The organism is Pediococcus claussenii ATCC BAA-344 (genome assembly GCF_000237995.1).
Lineage (GTDB): Bacteria > Bacillota > Bacilli > Lactobacillales > Lactobacillaceae > Pediococcus > Pediococcus claussenii.
Map to the genome: position 1 here is coordinate 377916 of NC_016605.1, position 23561 is coordinate 401476.

25 protein-coding genes are annotated in these 23561 nt (G+C 36.6%); 13 read left to right on the top strand and 12 right to left on the bottom strand.

Features of this window, described 5'->3' with window-relative positions; genetic code table 11:
- Positions 1-6: 6 nt before the first annotated feature.
- A complete protein-coding gene (gene rpiA / locus PECL_RS01750) occupies positions 7-693 on the bottom strand; it encodes a ribose-5-phosphate isomerase RpiA (RefSeq protein WP_014214879.1) in 687 nt (228 codons plus the stop codon).
- Entirely contained in the window at positions 693-1016 is a 324-nt protein-coding gene (locus PECL_RS01755) for a GNAT family N-acetyltransferase (protein ID WP_014214880.1), read from the bottom strand. Before PECL_RS01755 ends, rpiA begins: the two co-directional genes overlap by 1 nt.
- Before the next feature lie 144 nt (positions 1017-1160).
- Here PECL_RS01755 and PECL_RS01760 point away from each other — a divergent pair, with 144 nt between their 5' ends.
- The 4 genes from PECL_RS01760 to gltX all read left to right on the top strand — a co-directional run bounded on the left by PECL_RS01760 (position 1161) and on the right by gltX (position 5846).
- Positions 1161-1697 (top strand): dCTP deaminase/dUTPase family protein, encoded by a 537-nt coding sequence (locus PECL_RS01760; protein ID WP_014214881.1) that lies wholly within the window; start codon positions 1161-1163, stop codon positions 1695-1697.
- Between the two features lie 85 nt (positions 1698-1782).
- The gene (radA, locus tag PECL_RS01765) at positions 1783-3153 is read left to right on the top strand and encodes a DNA repair protein RadA (protein WP_014214882.1); all 1371 of its coding nucleotides are present in this window, start codon (positions 1783-1785) and stop codon (positions 3151-3153) included.
- Positions 3154-3168: 15 nt separating this feature from the next.
- Complete coding sequence (locus tag PECL_RS01770) at positions 3169-4281, top strand: PIN/TRAM domain-containing protein (protein ID WP_014214883.1); 1113 nt, start codon at positions 3169-3171, stop codon at positions 4279-4281.
- Positions 4282-4352: 71 nt separating this feature from the next.
- A complete protein-coding gene (gene gltX, locus PECL_RS01775; RefSeq protein WP_014214884.1) occupies positions 4353-5846 on the top strand; it encodes a glutamate--tRNA ligase in 1494 nt (497 codons plus the stop codon).
- Between the two features lie 192 nt (positions 5847-6038).
- On the opposite strand, the gene PECL_RS01780 is transcribed toward gltX, so the two are convergent.
- On the bottom strand, positions 6039-6551 hold the full coding sequence (locus tag PECL_RS01780) for a DUF308 domain-containing protein (protein WP_014214885.1): 513 nt from the start codon (positions 6549-6551) through the stop codon (positions 6039-6041).
- 17 nt (positions 6552-6568) lie between these two features.
- Positions 6569-7024: a Fur family transcriptional regulator gene (locus PECL_RS01785; RefSeq protein WP_014214886.1), complete on the bottom strand. Its 456-nt coding sequence runs from the start codon at positions 7022-7024 to the stop codon at positions 6569-6571.
- A gap of 167 nt (positions 7025-7191) precedes the next feature.
- Here PECL_RS01785 and PECL_RS01790 point away from each other — a divergent pair, with 167 nt between their 5' ends.
- Both PECL_RS01790 and PECL_RS01795 read left to right on the top strand, forming a co-directional pair.
- On the top strand, positions 7192-8622 hold the full coding sequence (locus PECL_RS01790; protein ID WP_014214887.1) for an MFS transporter: 1431 nt from the start codon (positions 7192-7194) through the stop codon (positions 8620-8622).
- A gap of 13 nt (positions 8623-8635) precedes the next feature.
- Positions 8636-9586: a YihY/virulence factor BrkB family protein gene (locus PECL_RS01795; protein ID WP_014214888.1), complete on the top strand. Its 951-nt coding sequence runs from the start codon at positions 8636-8638 to the stop codon at positions 9584-9586.
- Positions 9587-9773: 187 nt separating this feature from the next.
- Here PECL_RS01795 and PECL_RS01800 read toward each other — a convergent pair whose 3' ends face one another.
- The 3 genes from PECL_RS01800 to PECL_RS01810 form a co-directional block, all read right to left on the bottom strand.
- On the bottom strand, positions 9774-10619 hold the full coding sequence (locus PECL_RS01800) for a hypothetical protein (protein ID WP_014214889.1): 846 nt from the start codon (positions 10617-10619) through the stop codon (positions 9774-9776).
- 81 nt (positions 10620-10700) lie between these two features.
- Positions 10701-11924, bottom strand: a complete 1224-nt coding sequence (locus PECL_RS01805) for an MFS transporter (protein ID WP_014214890.1) — start codon at positions 11922-11924, stop codon at positions 10701-10703.
- On the bottom strand, positions 11921-12385 hold the full coding sequence (locus PECL_RS01810; protein WP_014214891.1) for an ASCH domain-containing protein: 465 nt from the start codon (positions 12383-12385) through the stop codon (positions 11921-11923). The genes PECL_RS01805 and PECL_RS01810 overlap by 4 nt, the downstream gene beginning before the upstream one ends.
- A 132-nt stretch (positions 12386-12517) precedes the next feature.
- Between PECL_RS01810 and PECL_RS01815 the strand changes: the two genes are divergently transcribed.
- Entirely contained in the window at positions 12518-12775 is a 258-nt protein-coding gene (locus PECL_RS01815; RefSeq protein WP_014214892.1) for a hypothetical protein, read from the top strand.
- Positions 12776-12893: 118 nt separating this feature from the next.
- Here the strand turns inward: PECL_RS01815 and PECL_RS01820 are convergent, their stop codons facing one another.
- On the bottom strand, positions 12894-13670 hold the full coding sequence (locus tag PECL_RS01820) for a tyrosine-protein phosphatase (protein WP_014214893.1): 777 nt from the start codon (positions 13668-13670) through the stop codon (positions 12894-12896).
- Positions 13671-13682: 12 nt separating this feature from the next.
- On the bottom strand, positions 13683-14504 hold the full coding sequence (locus PECL_RS01825; protein WP_014214894.1) for an HAD family hydrolase: 822 nt from the start codon (positions 14502-14504) through the stop codon (positions 13683-13685).
- A 192-nt stretch (positions 14505-14696) separates the two neighbouring features.
- Between PECL_RS01825 and nrdI the strand changes: the two genes are divergently transcribed.
- The 3 genes from nrdI to PECL_RS01840 are packed head-to-tail and all read left to right on the top strand — an operon-like array spanning position 14697 to position 16936.
- The gene (gene nrdI / locus PECL_RS01830; RefSeq protein ID WP_014214895.1) at positions 14697-15170 is read left to right on the top strand and encodes a class Ib ribonucleoside-diphosphate reductase assembly flavoprotein NrdI; all 474 of its coding nucleotides are present in this window, start codon (positions 14697-14699) and stop codon (positions 15168-15170) included.
- Positions 15171-15175: 5 nt separating this feature from the next.
- The gene (locus PECL_RS01835; RefSeq protein ID WP_014214896.1) at positions 15176-15970 is read left to right on the top strand and encodes a tyrosine-protein phosphatase; all 795 of its coding nucleotides are present in this window, start codon (positions 15176-15178) and stop codon (positions 15968-15970) included.
- A 21-nt stretch (positions 15971-15991) separates the two neighbouring features.
- Complete coding sequence (locus PECL_RS01840) at positions 15992-16936, top strand: alpha/beta hydrolase (protein ID WP_014214897.1); 945 nt, start codon at positions 15992-15994, stop codon at positions 16934-16936.
- A 387-nt stretch (positions 16937-17323) separates the two neighbouring features.
- Here PECL_RS01840 and PECL_RS01845 read toward each other — a convergent pair whose 3' ends face one another.
- Entirely contained in the window at positions 17324-18709 is a 1386-nt protein-coding gene (locus PECL_RS01845) for a hemolysin family protein (RefSeq protein WP_014214898.1), read from the bottom strand.
- Between the two features lie 146 nt (positions 18710-18855).
- On the opposite strand from PECL_RS01845, the gene PECL_RS10340 reads away from it, so the two are divergent.
- The 3 genes from PECL_RS10340 (at position 18856) to PECL_RS01860 (ending at position 20998) form a co-directional block, all read left to right on the top strand.
- Positions 18856-19098, top strand: coding sequence for a low temperature requirement protein A (locus tag PECL_RS10340; RefSeq protein WP_041534554.1), 243 nt, complete (start codon positions 18856-18858; stop codon positions 19096-19098).
- 8 nt (positions 19099-19106) lie between these two features.
- On the top strand, positions 19107-19985 hold the full coding sequence (locus PECL_RS01855) for a low temperature requirement protein A (RefSeq protein WP_158308528.1): 879 nt from the start codon (positions 19107-19109) through the stop codon (positions 19983-19985).
- 74 nt (positions 19986-20059) lie between these two features.
- Positions 20060-20998 (top strand): aldo/keto reductase, encoded by a 939-nt coding sequence (locus PECL_RS01860; RefSeq protein WP_014214899.1) that lies wholly within the window; start codon positions 20060-20062, stop codon positions 20996-20998.
- A gap of 397 nt (positions 20999-21395) precedes the next feature.
- On the opposite strand, the gene PECL_RS01865 is transcribed toward PECL_RS01860, so the two are convergent.
- Together PECL_RS01865 and PECL_RS01870 are read right to left on the bottom strand one after the other, a co-directional pair.
- A complete protein-coding gene (locus tag PECL_RS01865) occupies positions 21396-22964 on the bottom strand; it encodes an MFS transporter (protein WP_014214902.1) in 1569 nt (522 codons plus the stop codon).
- Positions 22945-23493: a PadR family transcriptional regulator gene (locus PECL_RS01870; protein ID WP_014214903.1), complete on the bottom strand. Its 549-nt coding sequence runs from the start codon at positions 23491-23493 to the stop codon at positions 22945-22947. Before PECL_RS01870 ends, PECL_RS01865 begins: the two co-directional genes overlap by 20 nt.
- Positions 23494-23561: the final 68 nt, after the last annotated feature.

Consider the following 23561-nt stretch of genomic DNA (forward strand, 5'->3'; position numbering starts at 1 on the left):
GAATAGCTAAGGACGGGCTTGTAATACTTCAGGGCCATTTGAACGACCAACAATTACTGTATTTACCATATCTAGGAAGAGACCCTGCTCAACTACTCCAACCTGTTGAATAAGGTAATCAGCAAGCTCATGTGGATTGTCAATTTTACCGGTATGCAGGTCAATAACGTAATTCTTAGAATCTGTCAGAACGTTGTTGCCGTCTTTGGTCATGCGGAACTCGGGGTGGAGACCCTTTGCCTCTAATTTTTTAAACAATTGTCCACTGCCGTAAGGAATAACTTCAAGTGGTAGGGGGAACTTGCCAAGCGAGTCAACCATCTTTGATTCATCAACAATCCACATTACTTTACTTGAATTAATAGCAACAATTTTTTCAAAAAGATGAGCAGCGCCTCCACCTTTGATACCTTGGAAGTCAGAACTGATTTCATCGGCACCATCAATTGTTAGGTCAATGTGATCAACTTCATCAACACCTTTGACTGTAATCCCTAAAGAACGAGCCTGTTTTGCAGTTCGATCTGAAGTAGGAACTCCGGTGATTTTGATTCCTTCATTCTTAACACGTTCACCAAGAGCATCAACCATGAACTTGACGGTTGAACCGGTTCCTAGACCGACGACCATGCCATCATCAATAAATTTAACGGCTTCTTTTCCCACTAATTCTTTTAGTTCATCTTGAGTCATTATTGTTGCTCCTTTTCATTTTGCATATCACGAATTTTACTTTCAGTTAAATCGTGTTGGATATTGAGACTATTATATTCTGGATATTTAGCGAAAAAACGTTTGGCATAAGGGCACAGTGGGTAAATCTGCTGCTGTTGTTCTTTGACATAGTTAATAAATGCAAGCATTAATTTTTCCGCAACGCCTTGGCCTCGTAATTCAGGTGCGACAAAAACGCGCTCGCATACGAGTGCATTATATTCAGGAAGAGCAAAGTAGCTAACTTCACCAGCTAAGCGATTTTGTGCGTCATTAAAGTAAATGCGTTTACCATCATTCATAAAGTCCAAATTTTTCACCTCGCAATTTTTTTGTACATCTTATTTTCCGTCAAAATGAATCCTAAATCAATTCTCCAAATCGATTTACAAACAACACTTTCAATCGGATAATAGAAAGTAAAGAATTATGGGAGGAAAGACTAGATGAGTAGAGGTTTTGAAGTTATTACTAAATACCAAAATAAAGGAATTAATTTACCGGAACGGCAAACTAAAAATGCTGCAGGGTATGATTTTGAAGCTGCTGAAGATTTTACACTTCCGAGTATTTGGAAATTGAACTTTATAAAAATCTTATGGAATCTGTGGCATAAAAAAGATAATGACACAGTTACAATTGAGAATGCACAAAAAGAGTTAAAACCACTGTTAATTCCAACTGGTGTAAAAGCATTTATGGGTGAAAATGAGTATTTACTTTTAGCGAATAGGTCTAGTAACCCGTTAAAAAGAAGAATGATATTACCAAATGGTGTTGGAATAATTGATGCTGATTACTATAATAATTCCTCTAATGAAGGAGCAATTTTCTTTCAAATGCTCAACTTTGGGGTTACCGATATTCATATAAGTAAGGGTGAACGGATCGGACAGGGAATTTTCATGCCTTTTCTTACTGTAGATAACGAAAAAGTTATTGAAAAGACGCGTGATGGCGGTTTTGGATCAACAAAGAAATAAGAAAAATAAAAGAATGGTAGGTATTGGTTAACATTGGTCAAAAAAGTGATATGATGGGTTAATCAATTTTTATGGGGGAATTACGTTGGCAAAGACAAAAACGCAGTTTATGTGTCAAGAATGTGGATACGTATCGCCACGATACTTGGGTAAATGCCCTAATTGTGGACGTTGGAATACTTTTGTGGAAGAACGAATTTCAGAGCCTAAAGAAGAACGCAAAAGTCGAGTCAGCTTTGAGGGTAAGAAAAGTAAACCACAATTAATCAAACAAGTTAGCATGGCTGAAGAACCCCGAGTTAAAACTGCAATGGAAGAATTTAATCGAGTACTTGGTGGTGGAGTGGTTGCTGGTTCGTTGGTTTTGATTGGTGGCGATCCTGGAATTGGTAAGTCAACTTTATTACTGCAAATGTCGGGGCAACTAGCAGCAACTGGACGAGATGTGTTATATGTTTCTGGTGAAGAAAGTGCCACGCAGATTAAGATGCGAGCAGATCGACTAAAAGTGCAGAGCGAAAACTTTTATTTATATCCAGAAACAGACATGAAAAATATTCGTGATTCAATTGAAAAGCTACATCCTGGATTTGTTGTGATTGATTCGGTTCAAACGATGCAAGAACCAGATATTGAATCTGCAGTTGGTAGTGTGTCACAGATTCGTGAAATTACGGCAGAGCTTCTTCAAATTTCTAAAACCAATAATATAACAATCTTTATTGTTGGACATGTAACGAAGGGCGGAGCAATTGCGGGTCCCAAGATTTTGGAACATATGGTTGACACCGTTTTATACTTTGAAGGTGATTTACACCACACATATCGAATTTTACGTGCGGTTAAGAATCGTTTTGGATCAACCAATGAGCTCGGTATTTTTGAGATGCGAGAGGAAGGCCTACGGGAGGTATCTAATCCGTCCGAAATTTTTCTGGAAGAGCGTCTAACTGATGCGAATGGCTCTGCAATTGTTGTTTCAATGGAGGGAACGCGTCCAATTCTGGTTGAAATTCAGGCCTTGATTACGCCAACTATCTATGGAAATGCCCAAAGAACTGCAAGTGGATTAGATCGAAACCGTGTATCTTTAATTATGGCAGTTTTAGAGAAGAGGGCTAACCTCACATTACAAAATCAAGATGCCTATTTAAAAGCGGCAGGTGGAGTGAAACTAGATGAACCAGCAATTGATCTAGCAATTGCGATTAGTATTGTGTCTAGCTTTAGAAACCAAGGAACAGAAGCAACGGATAGTTTTATTGGCGAGATCGGTTTGACTGGTGAGATTAGACGTGTGAACCGGATCGAGCAACGTGTTAACGAAGCTAAAAAGTTGGGCTTTAAGCGAATCTTTATTCCCAAGAATAATCTACAAGGGTGGTCAGCACCTAAAGGAATTGAGGTAGTTGGAGTTGCAACGATAACTGAAGCAATTCATAAGGCTTTTAATTAAGGGAGGTGAAAACAAATGAAAAAACGTATTATTAGAGCGGTATTCGCTCTTGCTGGTGGTGCTTTGGGATTGATTTATTTTCCGATGGTTTGGGAAATATTTGGGTTGCAAAACCAAATGTTAGCGAACAATGTTGTTACAGATTTTATTTTAGGTGCACTTATTCTTTGGCTATTGTCATTATTCTTATCTGGATACGTTGAGCGACTAGTAAACCGCACAGAAAAGGTTCTTTCTGAAACCCCACCGCTAAATCTTTTAACAGGAAGCTTAGGCACTGTTGTTGGCCTGTTGATTGCAATTTTAATATCAACATTATTTTACCGATCAAATATCTTTTTGATCAACTCAGTAATTCCACTTATTTTGATGCTCTTTCTGGGATATATGGGATTTAGGATTGGTACAACTAGGCTAGGGGAATGGCGCAAACTTTTTCAGATTAGAAAAAAAGATCAGAATAATCAAGTGTTGGAACGACGAGCAGATGACAATTTCCATCACTACAAAATTTTAGATACTAATATTTTGATTGATGGACGTATTTATGACCTGATTAAAACGGGATTTTTGGAGGGGACTTTGTTAGTTCCTAACTTTGTATTATATGAACTTCAATATATTGCTGATTCTGCTGATAGTATTAAACGAGTCAGGGGTCGTAGAGGATTGGATTTTCTTAACAAACTTCAAACTGAAAAAATCATGCCAATTGAGATGTTTGAGGGGGACTATGAAGAAATTGAGGAAGTTGATAGCAAATTAATTCAACTTGCTAAGGATAAAGATGCGGTTATTGTAACTAACGATTACAATTTGAATAAAGTTAGCCAGTTTCAAAATGTTCAGGTTCTAAATATTAATGAGTTGGCTAATGCGCTTAAAGCAAGGGTTATTCCCGGCGAACGAATGAAAGTACATGTTGTGAAGAATGGAACGGAACGACAACAAGGGGTAGCTTACCTCGATGATGGAACGATGGTGGTTGTTGAGGATGGTAAGTTCTATATTAGCCAAACGATCGAGGTTGTTGTGACAAGTGCACTTCAAACTGACGCTGGAAGAATGATTTTCGCTAAACCGATCCATTCAACAAGAGAGCTTGAAGAGGGTAAACAAGATGATTAATCCTTTATTTATGGGATTAACACATGTAGAATAAAATATGTTGTTTGATAAATTTTGAAGAGGTGTTAATTTTGGCAAAGCAAGAAATTCGCGTTCGTTATGCTCCAAGTCCAACTGGACATTTACACATTGGTAATGCTCGAACCGCTCTATTTAATTATTTATTCGCACGTCATTATAAGGGAAAGTTCATCTTAAGAATTGAAGATACGGACCAAAGTCGTAATATCGCTGACGGTGAACGAAGTCAGTTAGATAACTTGAAATGGCTAGGTATGGATTGGGATGAAGGACCTGATAAACCTGGTGAATACGGACCATATCGTCAATCAGAACGTAAGGATATTTATCAGCCACTTATTGACCAACTAGTTGCTGAAGGTAAGGCATATGAATCATATATGACAGAGGATGAACTTAGTGCTCAGCGTGATGAACAACGGGCAAATGGTGAGATGCCTCATTACGTGGATGAGTATGCTGGTTTATCGGCTGAACAAAAGGAACAAAAGATAGCCGACGCGAAAGCTGCAGGAATCACACCTGTTATTCGTTTTAAAGTACCCGTTAATCGAGAATACGCTTGGGATGATATTGTTAAGGGAAATATTTCCTTCGGTTCTGAAACCATTGGTGGAGATTTTGTTATTCAAAAGCGTGATGGAATGCCTACTTATAATTTTGCTGTAGTAGTTGATGATCACATGATGAAGATTAGCCATGTTTTCCGTGGTGATGATCATGTTGCCAATACTCCAAAACAGTTGATGATTTATGAAGCTTTTGGATGGGATGCTCCACAGTTCGGACATATGAGTTTAATTATTAACAGTGAAACTGGTAAAAAGTTAAGCAAACGTGACGAAACGGTTCTTCAATTCATCGAACAGTATCGTGATTTAGGTTACCTGCCAGAAGCAATGCTAAACTTTATCATTCTTTTGGGCTGGTCCCCAGTTGGAGAAAGCGAGATTTTCTCATTACGTGAATTTGTGAAGATGTATGACGAAAAACGTTTGAGCAAATCACCAGCCGCTTTTGATGGTAAAAAGCTTGAATGGATTAATAACCAATATGTTAAGAATGCTGATGAAGATCGTATTATGCACTCGTCATTAGAACAATTAATCAAGGCCGGAAAGGTCGAAGAGGCACCCAGCGCACTTAAGCTTGAATGGACACGTAAGCTGATTAATTTATTCAAACGTCAGATGAGTTACACTGGACAAATTGTTGAGTTTACTGACTTATTCTTCAACGGACCTGAAAAAATTGATGAGGAATCTAGGCAAGAATTAGCGGCTGATAATGCGTTACCAGCATTGAAAGCATTAGAAGTTCAATTTGAAAATATTAAGCTATTTGATACAGTTAATATTTTGGCCGCAATCAAGGCCGTTCAAAAGGAAACTGGCATTAAAGGACGTGCTCTTTGGATGCCGATCCGAATTGCAATCACGCATGAAATGCATGGCCCAGAATTACCAGAAAGTTTAGAATTGTTAGGTTATGATTTATCAATGAAACACTTAAAAGAAATGATTAATGATTTAGAAAATGCATAATTTTAATAGTTCGACTGTTGAATGAAGGTTAGCTATCTTGATAGATATGCAACACCGTAGAACATCTGGCAATATGACAACTTAAATTAAAAAAACACAACGAGGCTAGGCTTTTGTTGTGTTTTTTTATACTAAATTTGGTCTGAATCATAATAAAAAGCAATCTAATCTTAGATTGCTTTTTTGATTCAGCTATATAGAATGAGCTACTAAGGAAATTCCGATTATCATAAATAATAAAGCTATTAGAAACGAAACTGAAAATGCTGAAAGAATTGGCGAAATAAGAAGCATAACGCCTAGAATAATTCCGCATACTGCTAAAATAATATCAAGCCAATAGTAGTTCCGCGTACTAAAATCTTTGATTATACGTGTGAACCAAAGGGCAGTAAAAGAATCTACTAGGAACATGATAGCAAATGAAATGGATACGAAAAGCATTCCAAATTGAATGTTAAACAGCATCAAGATTCCAACTACAATATCTAAAATACTATTAAAAGTAAACCAGCCAGACACTTCAAGCAGTGGTCTGATCGTAAATAATTTATAACAGCCAATTAAAATAGAAATAATTGCTGCAATAATAACGACAGTACTAAATGTTGGCAGAGGGTTACGCAAGCAGATAATTGAAACTATCACACTTAACAATCCCAATAGTAGTGCAGGGAGATCAAAACTATTAACTTTTTTCTCCATATACAAACGTCCCTTCTTTATTTTTTAGAAACACTTTTTCCCTGGCAATCAGGGCAAATCCCCTCAACCTCGATGTGATTCCCCGTAACTTGGATTCCGGTTTTTTCAACGGCAATTCGATCGATTTTAGCTAAATCAGCGGCATATTCAGGATAATCAACGTCAATGATTTTTCCACAATTAGTGCATATTACATGGAAATGAGGATGCCCATAGTAATCATAGTGAACGCTGTCATCAGTATTGGCTAATTCGATGACCAAACCTTGTTCTACAAACATTTTTAACGTATTGTAAACAGTTGCTAAACTTAGTGAGGCATCATTTTTAGTTAAGTCTGAATAAATAGTTTCAACGGTTGGATGATTCCTTTTTTCAATTAGGTACTGCAAAACATCTCTTCGCTGAGGTGTTATTCGTATATGAGAATCACGCAGCCGTTGAATTGCATCTTCAAGAATTTTGTTAGCCATGTAATTAACCCTCCTAATCAACTTAAATTCATTCTAATTTGTGTACATTATAACATTATTTTAAATTGTTTACTTTACTTGAAAGTTTGTGTAAATAAATGTAGGAATGACCTTTACAACAATTGTTCAAATTAATAAAATTAAATTAACGTCAAGGGAGAGAAAGTATGTATAATAGCCGAATTACTATTAAGGAATTAATTAATTCAGAATATCGAAATGTGCTTGTGTTTTTGTGTGGTATGCTGGTTATGGTTGCAGGGATGTTTTCAACGGTGGACATTGTCCCTGAGTTACTTAAATCACAAGATCTGGGAGTCACTTTGCTGCAATTAATCAATACATTGCCACTGGTTATCTTAGCAGTCATGTTTCCTCTAGGGCGTATTTGGGTGCAGTTGCAATCTGTTAAAAAGACGTTTCAGTTTACGTTACTTGGCTTCTTTGCCGGCTCGTTAATAATATCGGTTTCCTCAGAATTTGATTTGATTTTGCTTGGAAGGGTTGTACAGTCGGTTAGTTGCGGTATGTTATTTCCCATGATTTTTTCAATTATCAGCGCGTTAAGCAAATCAACGAATGTAACTACTAGTAGGAAAAAACGTGGGATAATTGTTGATAGAGCAATACTTTTGGCTACTATTATCAGTATTGGTTCTTTATTATTAGGTAACTGGCAGTATCAGGAATGGTTTTTTGCAGGTGTTTCTCTCATAACATGGGGCTTTTCTTACAAAGTTAAATTCAATATTCAAGCAACTAAGTATAAAGTTGATTGGCATGAAGTTGCACTCTCAGTTGGGGCACCGATTCTGTTGGTGTGGGTCACAAGTCTTGGAATAGGGGCTCTACCGGACTGGGTAAATCCTTTATTTGGTGGGTTTAGTTTAATTCTATTAGTGGGTTATATCGTTTACGATTTAACGTCTTATCAACCACTTTCCGGTTTAAGGCAGTTGATTCATTGCCAGTATATAACACATGTGTTCACTACAATTATTGGTTATGGTTCATTTTTATTGTTACTCAGTATTGGAGATTTGTACCTGGTTCAAGGATTACATTATTCAACATTTTTCACTGCACTGGCACTTTTACCAGCAATAGATGCATTTATATTGATGAAACGGTCGGATCTAGTAATTATAAGACGTTTGACAGTAGCCAGTCTAACAAAAACCGGTATGACTATCCTGATGATTGGTTGGCTACTGTTGTCCGTTTTTTCCAGCTACTTAAATTTAATCGGATTTATTTTTGTTTCTGTAATAATTGAGGTGGGACATGGGTTGATTGCACGACATGCCTTGAACTATGCGGTTTTTTCACTTCCTAAAGAGAGTAGATATGCCGGAACTTTATTTTTTCAGCAAATGAATTTATATGTTCCGGCTATAATATTAGAGATATTTACAGTGATTTTACAAAATAACACAGAATTGAGTATGACAGGTTCATCATTGCCAGGTGTATTATCTTCTCTTTCAGGATATCGTGCAGTTTTTCTTTCCTATTTATTAATTGTAATATTGGGATGGTTTATAACGATTTTTGATGATTTTAAAATACAAATTAATTTAAAAAATATATTTAAATAGTGGAGAGTTACGAATGGATGTCCAGAAGATTTGGCATAAAGTTGGAACTTTTTCGCGAGCTTTGTTGCAGCGGTTTAATGATTCGGAAGTAGTAAATAACTCAATTGTTTTGGCGTATTATTTGCTACTATCGATTTTTCCAGCACTTATATTTTTAGGTAGTTTATTACCAATTTTGCAAGTCCATATTGCAACTGTTTTAGAGTACATTGAGACGGCAGTTCCGGACACTATCTATACTATGACAGCTCCAATTGTGAAAGACTTTTTAAGTCGAGGTAACGGTGAGCTTCTGTCATTTGGTGCGATTTTAATGCTTTATTCGGCAAGTCAGGCAGTTGCTGCTTTTCAACGTACTGTGAATCGCGCATACGGTGTCGCCAAACATCAGAATCCAATAACTAATCGAGTAGTTTCTTTTGTTTTAACGGTGATTTTTATTGTGATCATGGCAACTTTCGTATTTCTGTTTAGTTTTGGGCAAACACTGTTACGGTATTTAACGCCAATCTTTAACTTACCAAATGATTGGTTTTTATTACTCGGACAAATTAAATGGCCGGTTACGATTCTTGGAATTTTTATTAGTTTAACATTGCTATATTATCTAGTACCAAATGCAAAAATAAAATTTAAATATGTTATACCTGGCGCGGTTGTGGCCACTATCGGATCAATTTTAATCTCACAATTTTTTTCCTATTATTTGCGTTATTTTGCACATTCAGTTACAAGTTATAAAACATTAGGAACTTTTATCGCAATTATGTTTTGGCTTAATTTTTCATCGATGATTGTAATGCTTGGTGGGGTTGTAAATGCGACTTGGCAGGAGTTAAAACTTGGTGACATTGAAGAAACATCTGGTAGTTTGAAAAAAGTTGCTGGAAAATATAAAGTGAGGATTAGAAAAACCACACGAAATACCAGAAAAAAAACTTGGAAACATCGACGGGTAAGATAGGGTTACTTTGATTTAGAGAAATCCAAGTTTTTTCTTGATTATTGGGAAATGGTTCTATAAAAAAACGAAGAACGAATGATTTTAGATAATCACGAGTTCTTCGTTTTTAATATTGTGAAATAATGTTTATGTTTAATATATAAAATAATAATCTAATATTTTTTGTATATTAAACATGGTGGCGAAACTAAAAACCAAGTTTAGCTTTGATGCTATCCAAATCACTTTTGATTTGGTTTAAAACATTATTAGTATTGGTACTATCAAACGTTTGTTTTGCTTCATCAGCAGACTGTGCCTGGCTGATCTTATTGATTGATTCTGATAAAGCTGCAACTGCCTTGGAGGTCTGTTTAGCCTGAGTGCTTTGCCGAAGTTGGTTCAGCTCATTTTGTAAACTTTGATTTTTCTGTTGTAATTCATTCATCTGCTGTTCGAACTGTAGCCGATTGTTACTTTGCTGATAAGCTGTTACAGCTTGTTTTAGATCAGAAAGTTGATTAGTCAATTCCTTATTTGCCCTAGCTAACTCACTGATTTGATTACTATTTGATGTGCTTGCAGAATTTAAGGAAGAGTTTTCCGAGCTAAGAGAAGAGGCCGTGTCATTTGCCATATTGGTTTGATGGATCTGATTAGTGAATGCCCAGATTACACCGCCAATGACCAAAAGAGCAATGACGACCACCCACCAGTGAGATTTTTTCTTGGTAGCTCTAGGCTGCTCTTGAGCTGTACCTAAGTTGTCCTGCGACTGTAAACGACTATTGGTTAGATTGGTAATCTGTGCAGTAATCCAAGTATTGCTTTGGTTACCGTGGCTATCTTGAACCCTAATATTAATCCGATATTGTCCTTGTGAATCGTAGTTAACCTGTGAATCGTCAACGACCAGTTGCCTTGATATATCATTACCTTGAAAGTCAAAAGCTGTTATCCCAGCTAGCTGAATAATGTTGGGTTGATGGTACCCAAGCTGTAGCTGAATATCATAGTTAACAACCCTGATTTGCGGTGCCATCTGATTGTCCATAGTAGTCTCCCTTTTAGTTCGATTATATCAAGTTTGTCGTTTTTTTAGTGAAATGGGAACTCGAATAATTTAATTTAAAAATTACTTACAGATATCTTGGTCACGCATCGCAAAATTAAACCAGATGGCAACTACAACTAAAGCTAAACCAGTTGCAACTAAAATCCATTTGATAGCTATTACATCGGCTAAAGGACCAAAGAATAACATTGCTATCGGATATATTCCGGTTGATACGATTTGTAATACGGAAAAGACACGACCCATCCACTCATTCGGAATTTTTTCTTGAATGAAAATGTTAGTTGTTCCTTGAATCAGTGGCATGCATATACCAGAAGCAAACATAAATACAAGATAAAGCACAAATGGTTTAATCATACCCATGATAGTAAAGCTGAGTCCTGACCCAATAAAGGCTAAACTAATCCATTTAATTTTGTTAGGTATATTTTTGTGCGCAGTAATATAAATGCCACCTAGTGCTGCACCTATTGTCCAAAATAGTTCATTAAACGTTAGTAACCATACACCTGATCCAAAAGTTCTCTTAACAAATAAAGTGGAAAGCTGTGATGATGGTGCGATCAGTGTAAATGCGAGAGCGGTAAACAACATAAAATTTCTTAGACCTGGATTTCTAAAAATATAACCTAATCCATGGCTAATTGAAGAGATTGAAGATTCCTTTTGAGTTGTTTGAACAGGAGTTGTTACGTTCTTGATCAAAACAAGTAATGTTATTCCTCCAAACGCTGTGATTAGATCTACGACAAAAACAAACATGATACCAAGATGTCCTAGGATGTAACCACTAAGTAATGGCGATATTAATAACAAAATCGAACTTGCAGTTTGATTAACACCGTTAACCCTGGTAAGTTCGTTGCGTGGAATGAGCTGGGGTAATAAAGCATTTCCAACAGGGGTTGAAACACCTGTTCCTAACGAACGAATAGCCGCGATGGCAAGTAGTAACCATAAGCTATGTCCTGTAAAAAAATAGACTAAAGCGAGCAAAATTGTAAATACAGAAACAAAGGTACTGGACATAATTAACAAAGAGCGCCGGTTAAAGCGGTCTGACCAGGTCCCAGCCCAAAGTGAAATTAAAATTTGAGGAAGACTAGTTGCAAGCGTAGCAAGCATCATCCATGTACCCGATGATGATTTAAGAGCGATATACCATAAGATGGCAAAATAAACCGCCGAAGAACCGAATAAAAAGAAGTTCTGGGCGGTTATAAAATAGGTTACATTTGATTTCCATGCTACTGGTGTTGATGAATTTTTCAAGTTAATCAATCCTTACGATAAACGACTTTAATAGCTTCAGAAACAACCGGATCATCTTCTGAAAAATGATGGTCGTAGTTCGCCATCAAATCGTTAAATTTTGTACGTGTACGAGCACGCCAATCTTCTAGAGATAAATCTCCTTCACCTTCATTATACGCGTGCTCAGCTGAAATTCGTAAAAAAGGAATTAATTCAGATACAACTGTTTCAGCAACGGCAACGGGCTTCATATCGCCATTAAGTAATACAAAGTAATCCCCAACTTGTGGGACGGCCTCTTGTTCAGCAGAATAGTATGCAAGGGGTTTTGTAGTAGAACGTTTTTTTTCACTTAGAATTAAATTAGCCAATTTGGTAACTTGCGCGGGATTGGTCTGTTCACCAAACCAGCGTGTTTGGAAAGTTTTACCTTCAATGTTATTTTCTTTAACAAAATCATCCCATAGTTGTTCTGATGGAGTTGCCATAATTATCATTCCCCTTTGTTTTATTTTGAATAAGTGTAGCACTGTGAAATCGTTTACGCAAAAAGTTGTTTTGGAATTTTAATTTAGTTGCGCTATGATTGATGTTAAAAAATAATAGAGAGTTGATTAGACATGCGACCAAAATTTTGGGGCGACTTTATTGTAGCAATTGCGACATCTATTGCTTTAATAATAGGATACCTAACGAATTATTTTCAGAAGACTAGCGGATACAGTGAGATCGAGAAGATCTTAATTATTGTACTAGTAATCGGTGTTATTTATAATATTCGACGAGATATGGATCGTGCGAATAAGTGGGAAGCAATGTCGGCGATGCTTTTAGGACTAGTATTTATTGTGGCAGTCATAGTGATCGCGTTTGTATAATATGTTAAACAACACAGTAATTTTATATGAAAAGGTGAAGTAATGTAGTTGCTTCAATTAGAGGTAATCAATAAACTGCTTACTCTTGTTTTTTTAGTTTGAATATTTTTTCGCATAACTACTCTAAATAGATTTTCCTTAAGTCTGTCAAATCACTTTTGGATAGAGCTAGTCCCTCGGTAAAATAATGATCCCAATCACCAAATCGTTTTAAGACGGCATTATTTGCGTTGTCTAGATTTGTTGCTTCAACGGTAAAAACGCTGTTCATTTGATTTATTAATGAATCAATGCGCTTGTTGGTGAGTTGATTACGAACATCGTCTTGATCACGACTACCATAAATAACGTTTGTTAGTAGATAATCTTGTCGGATGGTTTCATAAGGAACTTGTAAAGCTGAAAGCACCATCATTGCGGCAACTCCCGTTCGATCCTTTCCAGCTGCACAGTGAAAAAGAAGGGAATGATGTTCAGAGTTGTTAGCCAGCATGTCATCAAACATGGCTCGAAATGCTAACCGAGAATGGTCACCTAAAACCATCATAATATAGGGATCATAAAAATTTCCTTCCATTGATAGCTTTAATGATAGATTAGCAGGAATATCAGATTTTTCATTTGGACGAATAGGGTAAACAGGATATGAACGATAGGTGACATCATTAAAAACTCGATCGGCACTCCATTTAACCTCTGCCGGCGAACGTAAATCAATATCAAAACGCAGACCATATTCGTGAAGATTCCATAATGCTTGATCATTAAGTCTACTAAGTTCACCAGAACGCAATAATTTATGCCATTTGATAGTTTGATTATTTAGATTCTTATATCCCCCCAGTTCTCTGAAGTTAATGGCACCAGGTACTTTTAAGATTCTTTCTTCTTTCACGTGAATTTTCGCCTACCTTAGATCAAAATATTTTTCTAGGAATGTTGCAATACCATCGTTAATATTTGAATCAGTAACAAAGTTTACGTCTTCTTTAAGCTTCTCAGGGCTATTTTCCATGGCAACGCCAACTCCAACAGCCTTTAACATCTCTAAATCATTCATGTCATTTCCAAAAGCAATAGTACGTTCGACCGGAATATTATACTGGTTACTAATTGCGCGAACTGCTGTTGCTTTTGAAATGCGACGAGGAATTAATTCGATATTTTCACTTGATGATGACGAGATGTTTAATAGGTCACTATTAAGGAGTTCTTTTCGTGCTTGAGATAACATTTCAGGATTATCGCGTTCAATGGTAATCCCGTTAATAATTTGTTCACTGGCTTCATGCAATTTTTCCAACGTGTTAACTGACTGGAAATCACGATTACCAGTTTTATCAGACATAACACGAGCACGAACTAATCTACTCAAGAGCCAAGGCTGTTCTTTTGTGTAGTACACTTTATCCGTTGAAAAGAAGTTCGTTGAAAGCCCAAGATTTCGAGTGATTGTGAAGATCTCTTTTAATGCAGGCCAGCCTAGGTGTTCTTTATGAATATGGTTACCCTTCTGATAAACAGAGCCGTTGGAGGCAATTATCTTAACATCATCATTAATCTTTTGTTGAACTAGTTTGGCTAATGAGAGCATTCGACCAGTAGCGATATAGAAAATGACGCCCTGTGATTGAAGATCTTGAATGACTTTTTTGGTTCGAATAGAAACGTTTTGATGATTATCAATTAAAGTACCATCAATATCCATAAATACTAAATACGGCTCCATATTTAATTACCTCTGTTTCTAAATTTTAATTCAAATTTTAAAGCAATAAAAACTTTTATAATTACACTTCAAGCTTGATACACCGAACATTATACACCATCCTGTGAGCGTTTTCTTTGAATGAGGTGTTGCTATCATTTTTACATAAATGAGCGTAATATTTAGTGTGAAATAATGAGGGGTGATGACCGTATGGAAAACGAAATTTACATTATTTATATATCAATTGCAGGCAACACACGATCATTTGTACAGGATTTGATCGACTATTCAGAAAAAGAACATGGCAAAGATAGTCATCGTCCACTAGTTGTTGCTAAGGAAATTAGTGACCAGAGCGATTTCATGAATGAGACGGCTCCATATTTTGCCTTCGTGCCAACCTATTTGGATGGTGGAAATGGAATTGACAATGGTGTTAAAGAATTAATGACCAATGTTTTGGGTGAATATATTGCCTATAATAATAATCGAAAACAATGTCTAGGTGTGGTTGGAAGTGGTAACCGTAACTTTAATGAGCAGTATTGCCTAACCGCACGACGTTATGCGCGTGATTATGGATTTGAAATGATTGACGATTACGAGTTAAGAGGCAACTCCGTTGATTGTAAACGGATTTATGATAATATGGCCAATCGAATCAGTAAATTAGTGAAGGGATAGTTGATATGGAAAAAGCAAGAATTTTACCAATTAAAAATGGAACTAATTTTAGAGAATTGGGTGGCTACAAAAATACCGAAGGTCGTGTTATTAAGTGGCATAAAGTTGTTAGATCTGGAAAATTAGGTGATTTATCGGATGAAGAATTGGAGTTTCTTAAACAGTATGGGGTAAAATACGATATTGATTTTCGCTCACCTGAGGAACGGGCTGACTCTCCTGATCGTGTACCTGAGGGTGTGAAGTATGAATTTGACCCTGTTTTTAAAATTGATGAGACCCAGAGTACTAAACAAAATGAGTTATTAAAATATAAAATGCAGCAGGATGCTCAAACTGGAATGCGTGAGATGCAAAAGGTTTATCGAGATGTAGTTCATCAGCAACAATCGCAGAAAGCTTATCGTCAGTTTTTTGACTATTTATTGGATAACTCAGATGAGGACAGTACGTTACTTTTTCACTGTACTGCCGGTAAAGATCGAACGGGAATGGGTGCAGTCTTCCTGATGAATGCGTTGGATATTGATGAAGACACAATTAAGGCAGATTATTTGCTAACAAATCGTGCATCTAAAAATCGTATCGATGAAGTAATTCAAAACTTACAATTAAAAAACGCTCCTGCACCATTTATTCAGAGCATGCGCGCTCTTCAATCAGTTCATATTTCATACTATAATGTAGCGACCAATGAGATGAAAAACATGTCAGGAAGTGTTCTAGGGTACATGCGTGACCACCTTAAAATTTCAAATCAAGAGATCAAAGATTTACAACGGATATATTTAGAAAAATAGTAAAAAAGTAAGGAGCTTGCAATGAAAAAAGACGTCAAACTAGGACTTACGATCGTTGCCCCCATTATGCTTGCAACTTCTGGAGTGGCAGCCTTGAGTTCACGATTGTATGATTATGCTTTCAGAAGAATCGATTATGTGCCCGATGCTTCGGAAGATAAGCAGAAATACGCTGACGAATATTTTGCATATGTTGATTGGTTTAAGAAAGTTCCATCAGAGTTGTGGGCCCTTCACCCGGATGATCCGGAAAATTTTGTTTCGGCAACTTATATTCCAGCTCGGAATCTTTCTTCCAAAACAGTGATAATTGCACATGGGTACAAGGGAAGTGGTGAAACCATGTGTAACTTCGCTAAGATGTTCTATGATTGGGGATTTAATGTACTGTGCCCAGATGACCGAGCTCACGGAAAAAGTTCAGGCGATTATATTAATTTCGGCTGGTTAGACCGCTTGGACTATGTTGAGTGGGCTAAAGAGGTGGTCCGAAAAACGGGTGAAAATGCTGAAATAGTGATGTTTGGTGTAAGTATGGGGGGCGCTACTATTCAAATGGTAAGTGGAGAAGCTTTGCCACCACAGGTAAAGGTTTTGATTTCCGATTGTGGTTATTCTTCATTAGATGAAGAACTCTCTTTCTTATTAAAACAGCAGTTTCATATCCCAAAGTTTCCAATGACCCAAATTATTAGTCAAATTAATAAGCATCGACTAGGATTTTCGATTTCAGAGGTTTCATCTGTGAAGCAACTCAAAAAAAATTTGCGTCCAATTTTTTTCATTCATGGTGAAAAAGATAAATTTGTTCCTACGTGGATGTTAAACCAATCATTTGAGGCTACTGATGCACCCAAAGATCGCTGGGTTGTTCCCAATGCGGTGCATGCAGAAAGTTTTTGGATAAACCCGAAAGAGTATAAAAGTAAAATTCGTTCATTCGTATGTAATTATATGGACATGTAAGTTTGATAGAATCTACGAATTATGTTAACAATTTCTTCACATCTATTAGTTATTATATATTACAAGGTTAAGGAAAACCCTATCCTTAACAAAAAACTTTTATTCTGATTACTCCTCCAAAGTGCAGAATTTAGTTTTCAACAACCTACTCCCCTAAGACAGCTGTTACCCGCAGCTGTCTTTTTTTGTTTTTTAAATCATTTCCCCAATCCTTGGTCCTTGCGTCCTCTGCAGATGTTCATGTGTTTTCCTGTGGGATGACGGAATACGATAGTGTGTAAGGGAGATGGTGCACTAAAAAAACACCAATGACGATTTGCTCATCGTTTGGTGTTTTTCAGAAAACCATTGGTATTAGTATTTTTATACTGATTATAAAAGTAAAAATTAATCGTCAAACTCTTCTTCGGGCTCAACCACTGGTAAAACTGAATCTATTTCTTCAGGCTTTAACTTGTGAACTTTGAACCAATCAATATGAGCATTTTCGTTATCAAGAACTTCAAAGTCATAGTTTTCAATCCGAACATGTTCTCCGACCTTGACGTTTGGACGATTATCAATCACATAACCACCAAGGGTAACAACATCCTCTTCTTCAAATCCAGGAACATCAATACCAAAATAGCGTTCAAAGTCATAAACAGTTGTTTTTCCGCTTACTTGGTAGTAACCATTTACTTGTTTATGGATATAATCTCCAGATACATCATCTACTTCATCGTTAATGGTACCAAACACTTCTTCATAAATATCTTTGTCGGTAATAATACCGCTTGTTCCACCGTATTCATCAACGACAACTGAAATCGGTGTTTGCTTTTGAAGCATTTTACCTAAAACATCCTGTAAGGGAAGGGTTTCAGGAATAGTGATAATATTTCTTAGCAGTTTGCTGACCGGAATGGTTGCGTCTACCTGGCTTTGACGAATAATATCGTAGTTGTAAATATAACCAAGAATTTTGTCTTTATCATTATTGGCAACAACGGGAAAGCGACTAAAACGACTTTGAAGATACTGCTTTAGGGCATCATCCACGGTGGAATCTATGTCTAGAACAATTAGTTGCGTACGATCAATCATGATATCACGGGCAACTTTGTCGTTAAAATCAAAAGCACGTTGCATATACACATAATCGTTTTGATCCAATTCACCAACTGAAACAGCATTTTTTGAAAGGCTCAAAATCTCAGCTTGTGAAAAGACCTCGGAATTCTCATCAGCAGGTTTCATACCTAATAACCTGACAATCCCGTTAGCTGATACATTTAAGAACCAAACGAATGGATAAAAGATAGTGTGAAAATAATGCAACGGAGTAACAACCCACATTAAAACCTTTAAGGGAATATCAATACTGATATTTTTAGGAACAATTTCTGTAATAACAACTTCCAAATACGTTAAAACAAGAACACCAACGATGGCGCCAATGATATGGAGGGAAGCTGAATTAACTAGGTGAGTAGCACCAAATCCTTGAACAATAAGATATTCAACGAGTGATTCACCAATCCAACCTAAAATAATTCCACAAATCGAGGTACCAACCTGTGTAGTCGATAAATATTCATTTAAACGTGTAACCATGTACATGGCCCGTTCATACTTCTTACGTAAACGAGCACTAGCTGCTCCCTTGGCAGCTTCTTCAAGAGCACTGAGTCGAGACTGCACAAGTGCAAATTCAGCTGCAACGAAGAAGTAGGCAAAGACGAAAGTAACCAATATCACAATCAGGTTTGTAATTATCTGACCGCTATCCAAAAATAATTCCCCATTTCTAACTTCTTTAGTATCTCTACATTATACAACGACCTATTAAAAAATAATATTGAAATTCTGTCGAATCAGGTAATTTTGCAGAGTATAATTCATATTAAAGTATCTAGTGCTAAGGAGTGAGATTTGGGATGGATAAAATTGTTCGAAAATCAGCTGAAGTTTCAAATATTGAACTATTTTATGATCTAATTTTTGCGTATGCAATTAGTAAGATTACCGCGACTTTACATGTGGTACAAAACGAGCGTATTCCGCTGTTAAATATTGGCGAATTTTTAATGATGATGTTGGTGTTTTGGTCGATTTGGACATATCAAACAGTTTTTGCTAATCGTTTTTTGTCAATAACTTTGTTAATTGGGTGGTTATGATCATTGATATGTTTTTGGTGATTATCTTATCACAATCATTAAATACTAATTTTCAAGCAACGCATCCGACCTTTGCTGGTAGCACATCATTAATAATGCTTAGTGTTGGAATACAATACATGTGGAGAATGTCACATACAAGTGCGCCTAATCAAAAGAGGCTAGCTAAACGGTTGGGGATCCTTATTTTGGTGACTAGTTGCTTAGGCTTCATTACAATAATTCCTTTTGCTGGCTATCAAATTAGATTTGAACTCTACTTTATTTCATGGGTAATCGCCGCTATAGGGCCAATTTTTATGAAAAAAACTCTGGAAAATTTTCCAACTAAATTTGAACATTTAACGGAACGATATTCCCTGTTTACTCTACTTTTATTTGGTGAGTCAGTAATTGCAGTAGCCACTTCTATTCATGTTCATGAGTTACATTGGGCATCGCTTTTTTTCTTTATTTTGATTGTTTTATTATTTAGTTTTTACATATTAACTTACGATCTTGGGTTAAATCGTAAGCTAGAAAACACGGCTGGGATTGGGTTAATAACGGTTCATTATATGATATTTATCGGGCTAGCTTTTATTGCAGCACCGACTGAGTTGTATATTGGAAACGAATTATCGAGCAGTTGTTATCTAACAATTACATTTGTGGGATTAGTTTGTTTTTTTGTAGGAATAATTGGAATGCTATTTTATTACCATAAGGGGAATTTTAATGTAAGGTTAACGGTTATTAAGGCAACGATTTTTGCTCTTTTGTGGTCTTTAGTTAGTTGTTTTGTGGTTATTAATGTCCTGATAGAAATGATTTGGACAGTGGTGTTGTTGACGGTGTGGTTATTTTTATGGTGGAAAAATGTTCTAGGGTCATCAACATATGAATAACAATAATTCACAAAAAGTGTTATTCTTGTTCTGTGTAAATGCTTACATTTTTGAAAAATGACTAGGAGGACACTATGAAGAAGATTAACATAGGTGGGATGGAAGTCTCAGATGTTGCATTAGGTATTATGCGAATGGATGCTTTAACAAAAGAGGAAGCGGCCAAAGCAATTCAAGCAGCCGTTGATTCCGGTATTAATTACATTGACTCAGCTGATATCTATGCGGCAGGTCAATCAAGTATTCGTTTTAACGAAGGATTAAAATTAACTGATATTAAACGTGAAGATTTGTTTATCCAAACAAAGGGTGGAATTGTAAATCCAAATAAGGGAGATATCCCTTATGGTAATCGTTATAACTTTGGAAAAGATCACATTATTTCAGCCGTAGATGGTGAATTACAACGACTGGGAGTAGATTACTTGGATTCCTTTTTGCTTCATCGTCCAGATCCACTGATGGAACCGGAAGAAATTGCTGAAGCATTCGATGAACTTCAAACAGCTGGTAAAGTACGTCACTTTGGTGTTTCCAACTTCAACCCAATGCAAGTTGAATTATTACAAAGTTATTTGTCGCAACGCCTTGAGATTAACCAACTTCAATTTGGAATTATGCATTCTGGAATGATTGATTTCGGAATGCATACAAATATGCATGATGCTCGTAGCATTGACCATGACGGACAGTTTTTAGAATATGCTCGTCTTAACGGTATTACGATTCAAGCATGGTCACCATATCAGTACGGAATGTTTGCAGGTGTGTTTATTGATAATCCTAAGTTTCCTGAGTTAAATCGTAAAATGCAAGAAGTTGCCGATATCTATGGGGTGACTAAAAACGCGATTGCTACTGCTTGGATTTTAAGGCATCCGGCTCAGTTCCAGGTCCTTTTAGGAACGATGAACCCACAGCATATTAAAGAATCAGCTGCTGGAAGTGATGTAAAAATAACAGGTCAAGAATGGTATGACATCTACTATGCGGCTGGAAATGATATGCCATAAAAACAGAGAGTGGAGCAACCCGAATAGCTTGTGAGGAATAACAGAGAACGACGCTTTGACGGTTTAGGTCAAGGCGCCGTTCTTGGTTATCCGCAGAAAGCTGGGTTGAGTAACTCATTTCAAACAGAGAGTGGAGCAACCTGAATAGCTTGTGAGGAATAACAGAGAACGACGCTTTGACGGTTTAGGTCAAGGCGCCGTTCTTGGTTATCCGCAGAAAGCTGGGTTGAGTAACTCATTTCAAAACAGAGAGCGGAGCAATCCGGATGCTATTTTAAAATAAACCTCATTTTTACTGCATTAAATAACGCGAAAAACACGAGACATATTTAAATCCGAATAAAAAAGCGATAAGCATTCATTAGTTTGCTTGTCGTTTTTTCGTGTACTACTCGAATTATGCTTGATTATGGGGTTTAATGCTGATTAAGATGAAACATAAAATTGCTGCAATGCTAAACATTATTAGAGAAGTTGCTATAACACTATTCATGCCTTGGTAGTAGGCATGGAAAACAGCAGTTTTTACTTGACCAAACAATCCTGGAATTTGGTGAAGTTGTTTTGCCTGGGGACTATTAATTATGGCATTTCCTGAGAATGGTCCTGCCGCAAATAATCCCTTCTGCAACCCAGTTTTAGCAGTTTCTGGTAAATTATGAATATGCGATAGGCCGCTCGTCACTTTAGAATTGAAAGTGTTTGTTAGCATAATTCCTAAGATAACAACACCAAAACTAGTTCCGCCTTGTCGGAATACATTTACAACCCCAGAAGCCATTCCAATATGACGAGATTCAACTGATTCTATAGCTGTACTTGAAATAGGCGGGTTAATAAGAGCATTTCCAAGCCCAAAGAGTATAAAAGAAAGGATTAAAACGGTCCAAGTAGAACTATATCCAAGATTGAGTAGGGCAGATAACATACCTCCGCCCATTAACAAAAGAGCTCCGGTAATTAAATAGCGAGGACGAATTCGATTTGTGAGGGATCCAGTAATTGGTCCGAGTACTAACGAGAATGAACTAATTAACATTTGGCGAAAACCAGTTTGAAGTGCCGTATATCCCATATAATTTTGCATTAAAACGGTTAAGTAAGTGTAAAATGCGTACATTCCGCCGCCCAAAACGAATGCGGCAATACATGTACCGATAAATGATGTACTGCTAAAAATAGATAAATCAATCATTGGACTTATTAACTTATGTTCAATCCAAATAAAGAACACAAGTAGCAAGACGCCGGCTAATAACAGAGAAGCAACGTGCCAGTTGGTCCAGTCGTAGTTAGCATGGTTTTCTTTCTGAATTAATCCGAAAATGAAGCAAAAAACCATCAAAGTTGAAACAACCATTCCAATCCAGTCGATTTTAACATGTTCTGTGTGGTTACTTTTTATGATAAAAAGTATGGACATGATTATAGCGATAATGCCAATCGGAACGTTTACTAGAAAAATTGCTCTCCAACTAAAATATTGCACTAGCAAACCACCAACTAAGGGTCCGGATGCGGTTGAAAGACCCGCAATACTACTCCAGATACCGAGTGCTAATCCGCGTTCACGTCCTTGGAACATTGTGGCAACGATACTCATGGACAAACTCATCATACCTGAACCACCGATACCTTGAATGCCTCGGAAAAGAATTAAAAGACTATCATTTGGTGCCATACTACCGGCAAGTGATCCGACAGTAAATAATGATAAGCAAAGAATAAACATTAGCTTTCTTCCAAAAATATCTCCAAGCTTGGAAATTAATAAAAGACTAATTGCATACATTAAAGTATAAGCGTTAACAATCCACTGTAATTGATCAAATGTATCATTGAAACTTTTTTGAATTGTTGGAAGAGCAACATTGACAACAGTAACGTCCAGTAGAGCCATGAAAATTGCTATACAAACAGCGGCTAATGCCCACCATCGTTTTGCATTATTTTGTGCGTTTTGCATCGTTAGATACCTCGTTTATTATTTTGTTTGCCCAATCCAATCCAGCGCGCGATTGAGCTATTCTTAATCCTGTCACTCTCTGTGTATCTTTTTTGTCACTTTCTGACATAAAATTATAATTATGCATTTCTTTTGCGACTTGTTGATTGTGTTCAATAGTATTCTTCTGAAATTCAGCATATTCGTTAAGAATTTGAATCTGCTGTTCTGTCGTTAAAAATCGAAGAGAACCAAACTTAAATTCATAAGTGAAATCAAGATTACCATTTATTGGAACAGGTTCCATCATTAACTCGAAGAAACGCTCTCGCCCCTTTGCTGTGATATGAGCAACCTTACGACTTCTAGGATTGTTGTCTTCTTTTATAAGTTCAATTAGACCGTTTTTTTCTAATTTGCCGAGTTGCGGATAAAGGGAACCGTAACTAACTTTTCTTTTGTGACCAACACGATTCTCCAAAATGTATTTTAGACGATAGCCATCAATATCATGATCAAAAATTTCACTTAAAATAAATAATTCGTACATCAAATATCACGTCCTTATATAGCAATGTGATATATAATATATCGCTTTGATATATAAGTCAATTTGGT

Excerpts from the sequence above, each read along its gene's own strand:
- rpiA (WP_014214879.1), bottom strand. The coding sequence starts at position 693 with ATGACTCAAGATGAACTAAAAGAATTAGTGGGAAAAGAAGCCGTTAAA.
- PECL_RS01755 (WP_014214880.1), bottom strand. The coding sequence starts at position 1,016 with ATGAATGATGGTAAACGCATTTACTTTAATGACGCACAAAATCGCTTA.
- PECL_RS01760 (WP_014214881.1), top strand. The coding sequence starts at position 1,161 with ATGAGTAGAGGTTTTGAAGTTATTACTAAATACCAAAATAAAGGAATT.
- PECL_RS01770 (WP_014214883.1), top strand. The coding sequence starts at position 3,169 with ATGAAAAAACGTATTATTAGAGCGGTATTCGCTCTTGCTGGTGGTGCT.
- PECL_RS01780 (WP_014214885.1), bottom strand. The coding sequence starts at position 6,551 with ATGGAGAAAAAAGTTAATAGTTTTGATCTCCCTGCACTACTATTGGGA.
- PECL_RS01785 (WP_014214886.1), bottom strand. The coding sequence starts at position 7,024 with ATGGCTAACAAAATTCTTGAAGATGCAATTCAACGGCTGCGTGATTCT.
- PECL_RS01790 (WP_014214887.1), top strand. The coding sequence starts at position 7,192 with ATGTATAATAGCCGAATTACTATTAAGGAATTAATTAATTCAGAATAT.
- PECL_RS01795 (WP_014214888.1), top strand. The coding sequence starts at position 8,636 with ATGGATGTCCAGAAGATTTGGCATAAAGTTGGAACTTTTTCGCGAGCT.
- PECL_RS01800 (WP_014214889.1), bottom strand. The coding sequence starts at position 10,619 with ATGGACAATCAGATGGCACCGCAAATCAGGGTTGTTAACTATGATATT.
- PECL_RS01810 (WP_014214891.1), bottom strand. The coding sequence starts at position 12,385 with ATGGCAACTCCATCAGAACAACTATGGGATGATTTTGTTAAAGAAAAT.
- PECL_RS01815 (WP_014214892.1), top strand. The coding sequence starts at position 12,518 with ATGCGACCAAAATTTTGGGGCGACTTTATTGTAGCAATTGCGACATCT.
- PECL_RS01825 (WP_014214894.1), bottom strand. The coding sequence starts at position 14,504 with ATGGAGCCGTATTTAGTATTTATGGATATTGATGGTACTTTAATTGAT.
- nrdI (WP_014214895.1), top strand. The coding sequence starts at position 14,697 with ATGGAAAACGAAATTTACATTATTTATATATCAATTGCAGGCAACACA.
- PECL_RS01835 (WP_014214896.1), top strand. The coding sequence starts at position 15,176 with ATGGAAAAAGCAAGAATTTTACCAATTAAAAATGGAACTAATTTTAGA.
- PECL_RS01840 (WP_014214897.1), top strand. The coding sequence starts at position 15,992 with ATGAAAAAAGACGTCAAACTAGGACTTACGATCGTTGCCCCCATTATG.
- PECL_RS10340 (WP_041534554.1), top strand. The coding sequence starts at position 18,856 with ATGGATAAAATTGTTCGAAAATCAGCTGAAGTTTCAAATATTGAACTA.
- PECL_RS01855 (WP_158308528.1), top strand. The coding sequence starts at position 19,107 with ATGTTTTTGGTGATTATCTTATCACAATCATTAAATACTAATTTTCAA.
- PECL_RS01860 (WP_014214899.1), top strand. The coding sequence starts at position 20,060 with ATGAAGAAGATTAACATAGGTGGGATGGAAGTCTCAGATGTTGCATTA.
- PECL_RS01865 (WP_014214902.1), bottom strand. The coding sequence starts at position 22,964 with ATGCAAAACGCACAAAATAATGCAAAACGATGGTGGGCATTAGCCGCT.
- PECL_RS01870 (WP_014214903.1), bottom strand. The coding sequence starts at position 23,493 with ATGTACGAATTATTTATTTTAAGTGAAATTTTTGATCATGATATTGAT.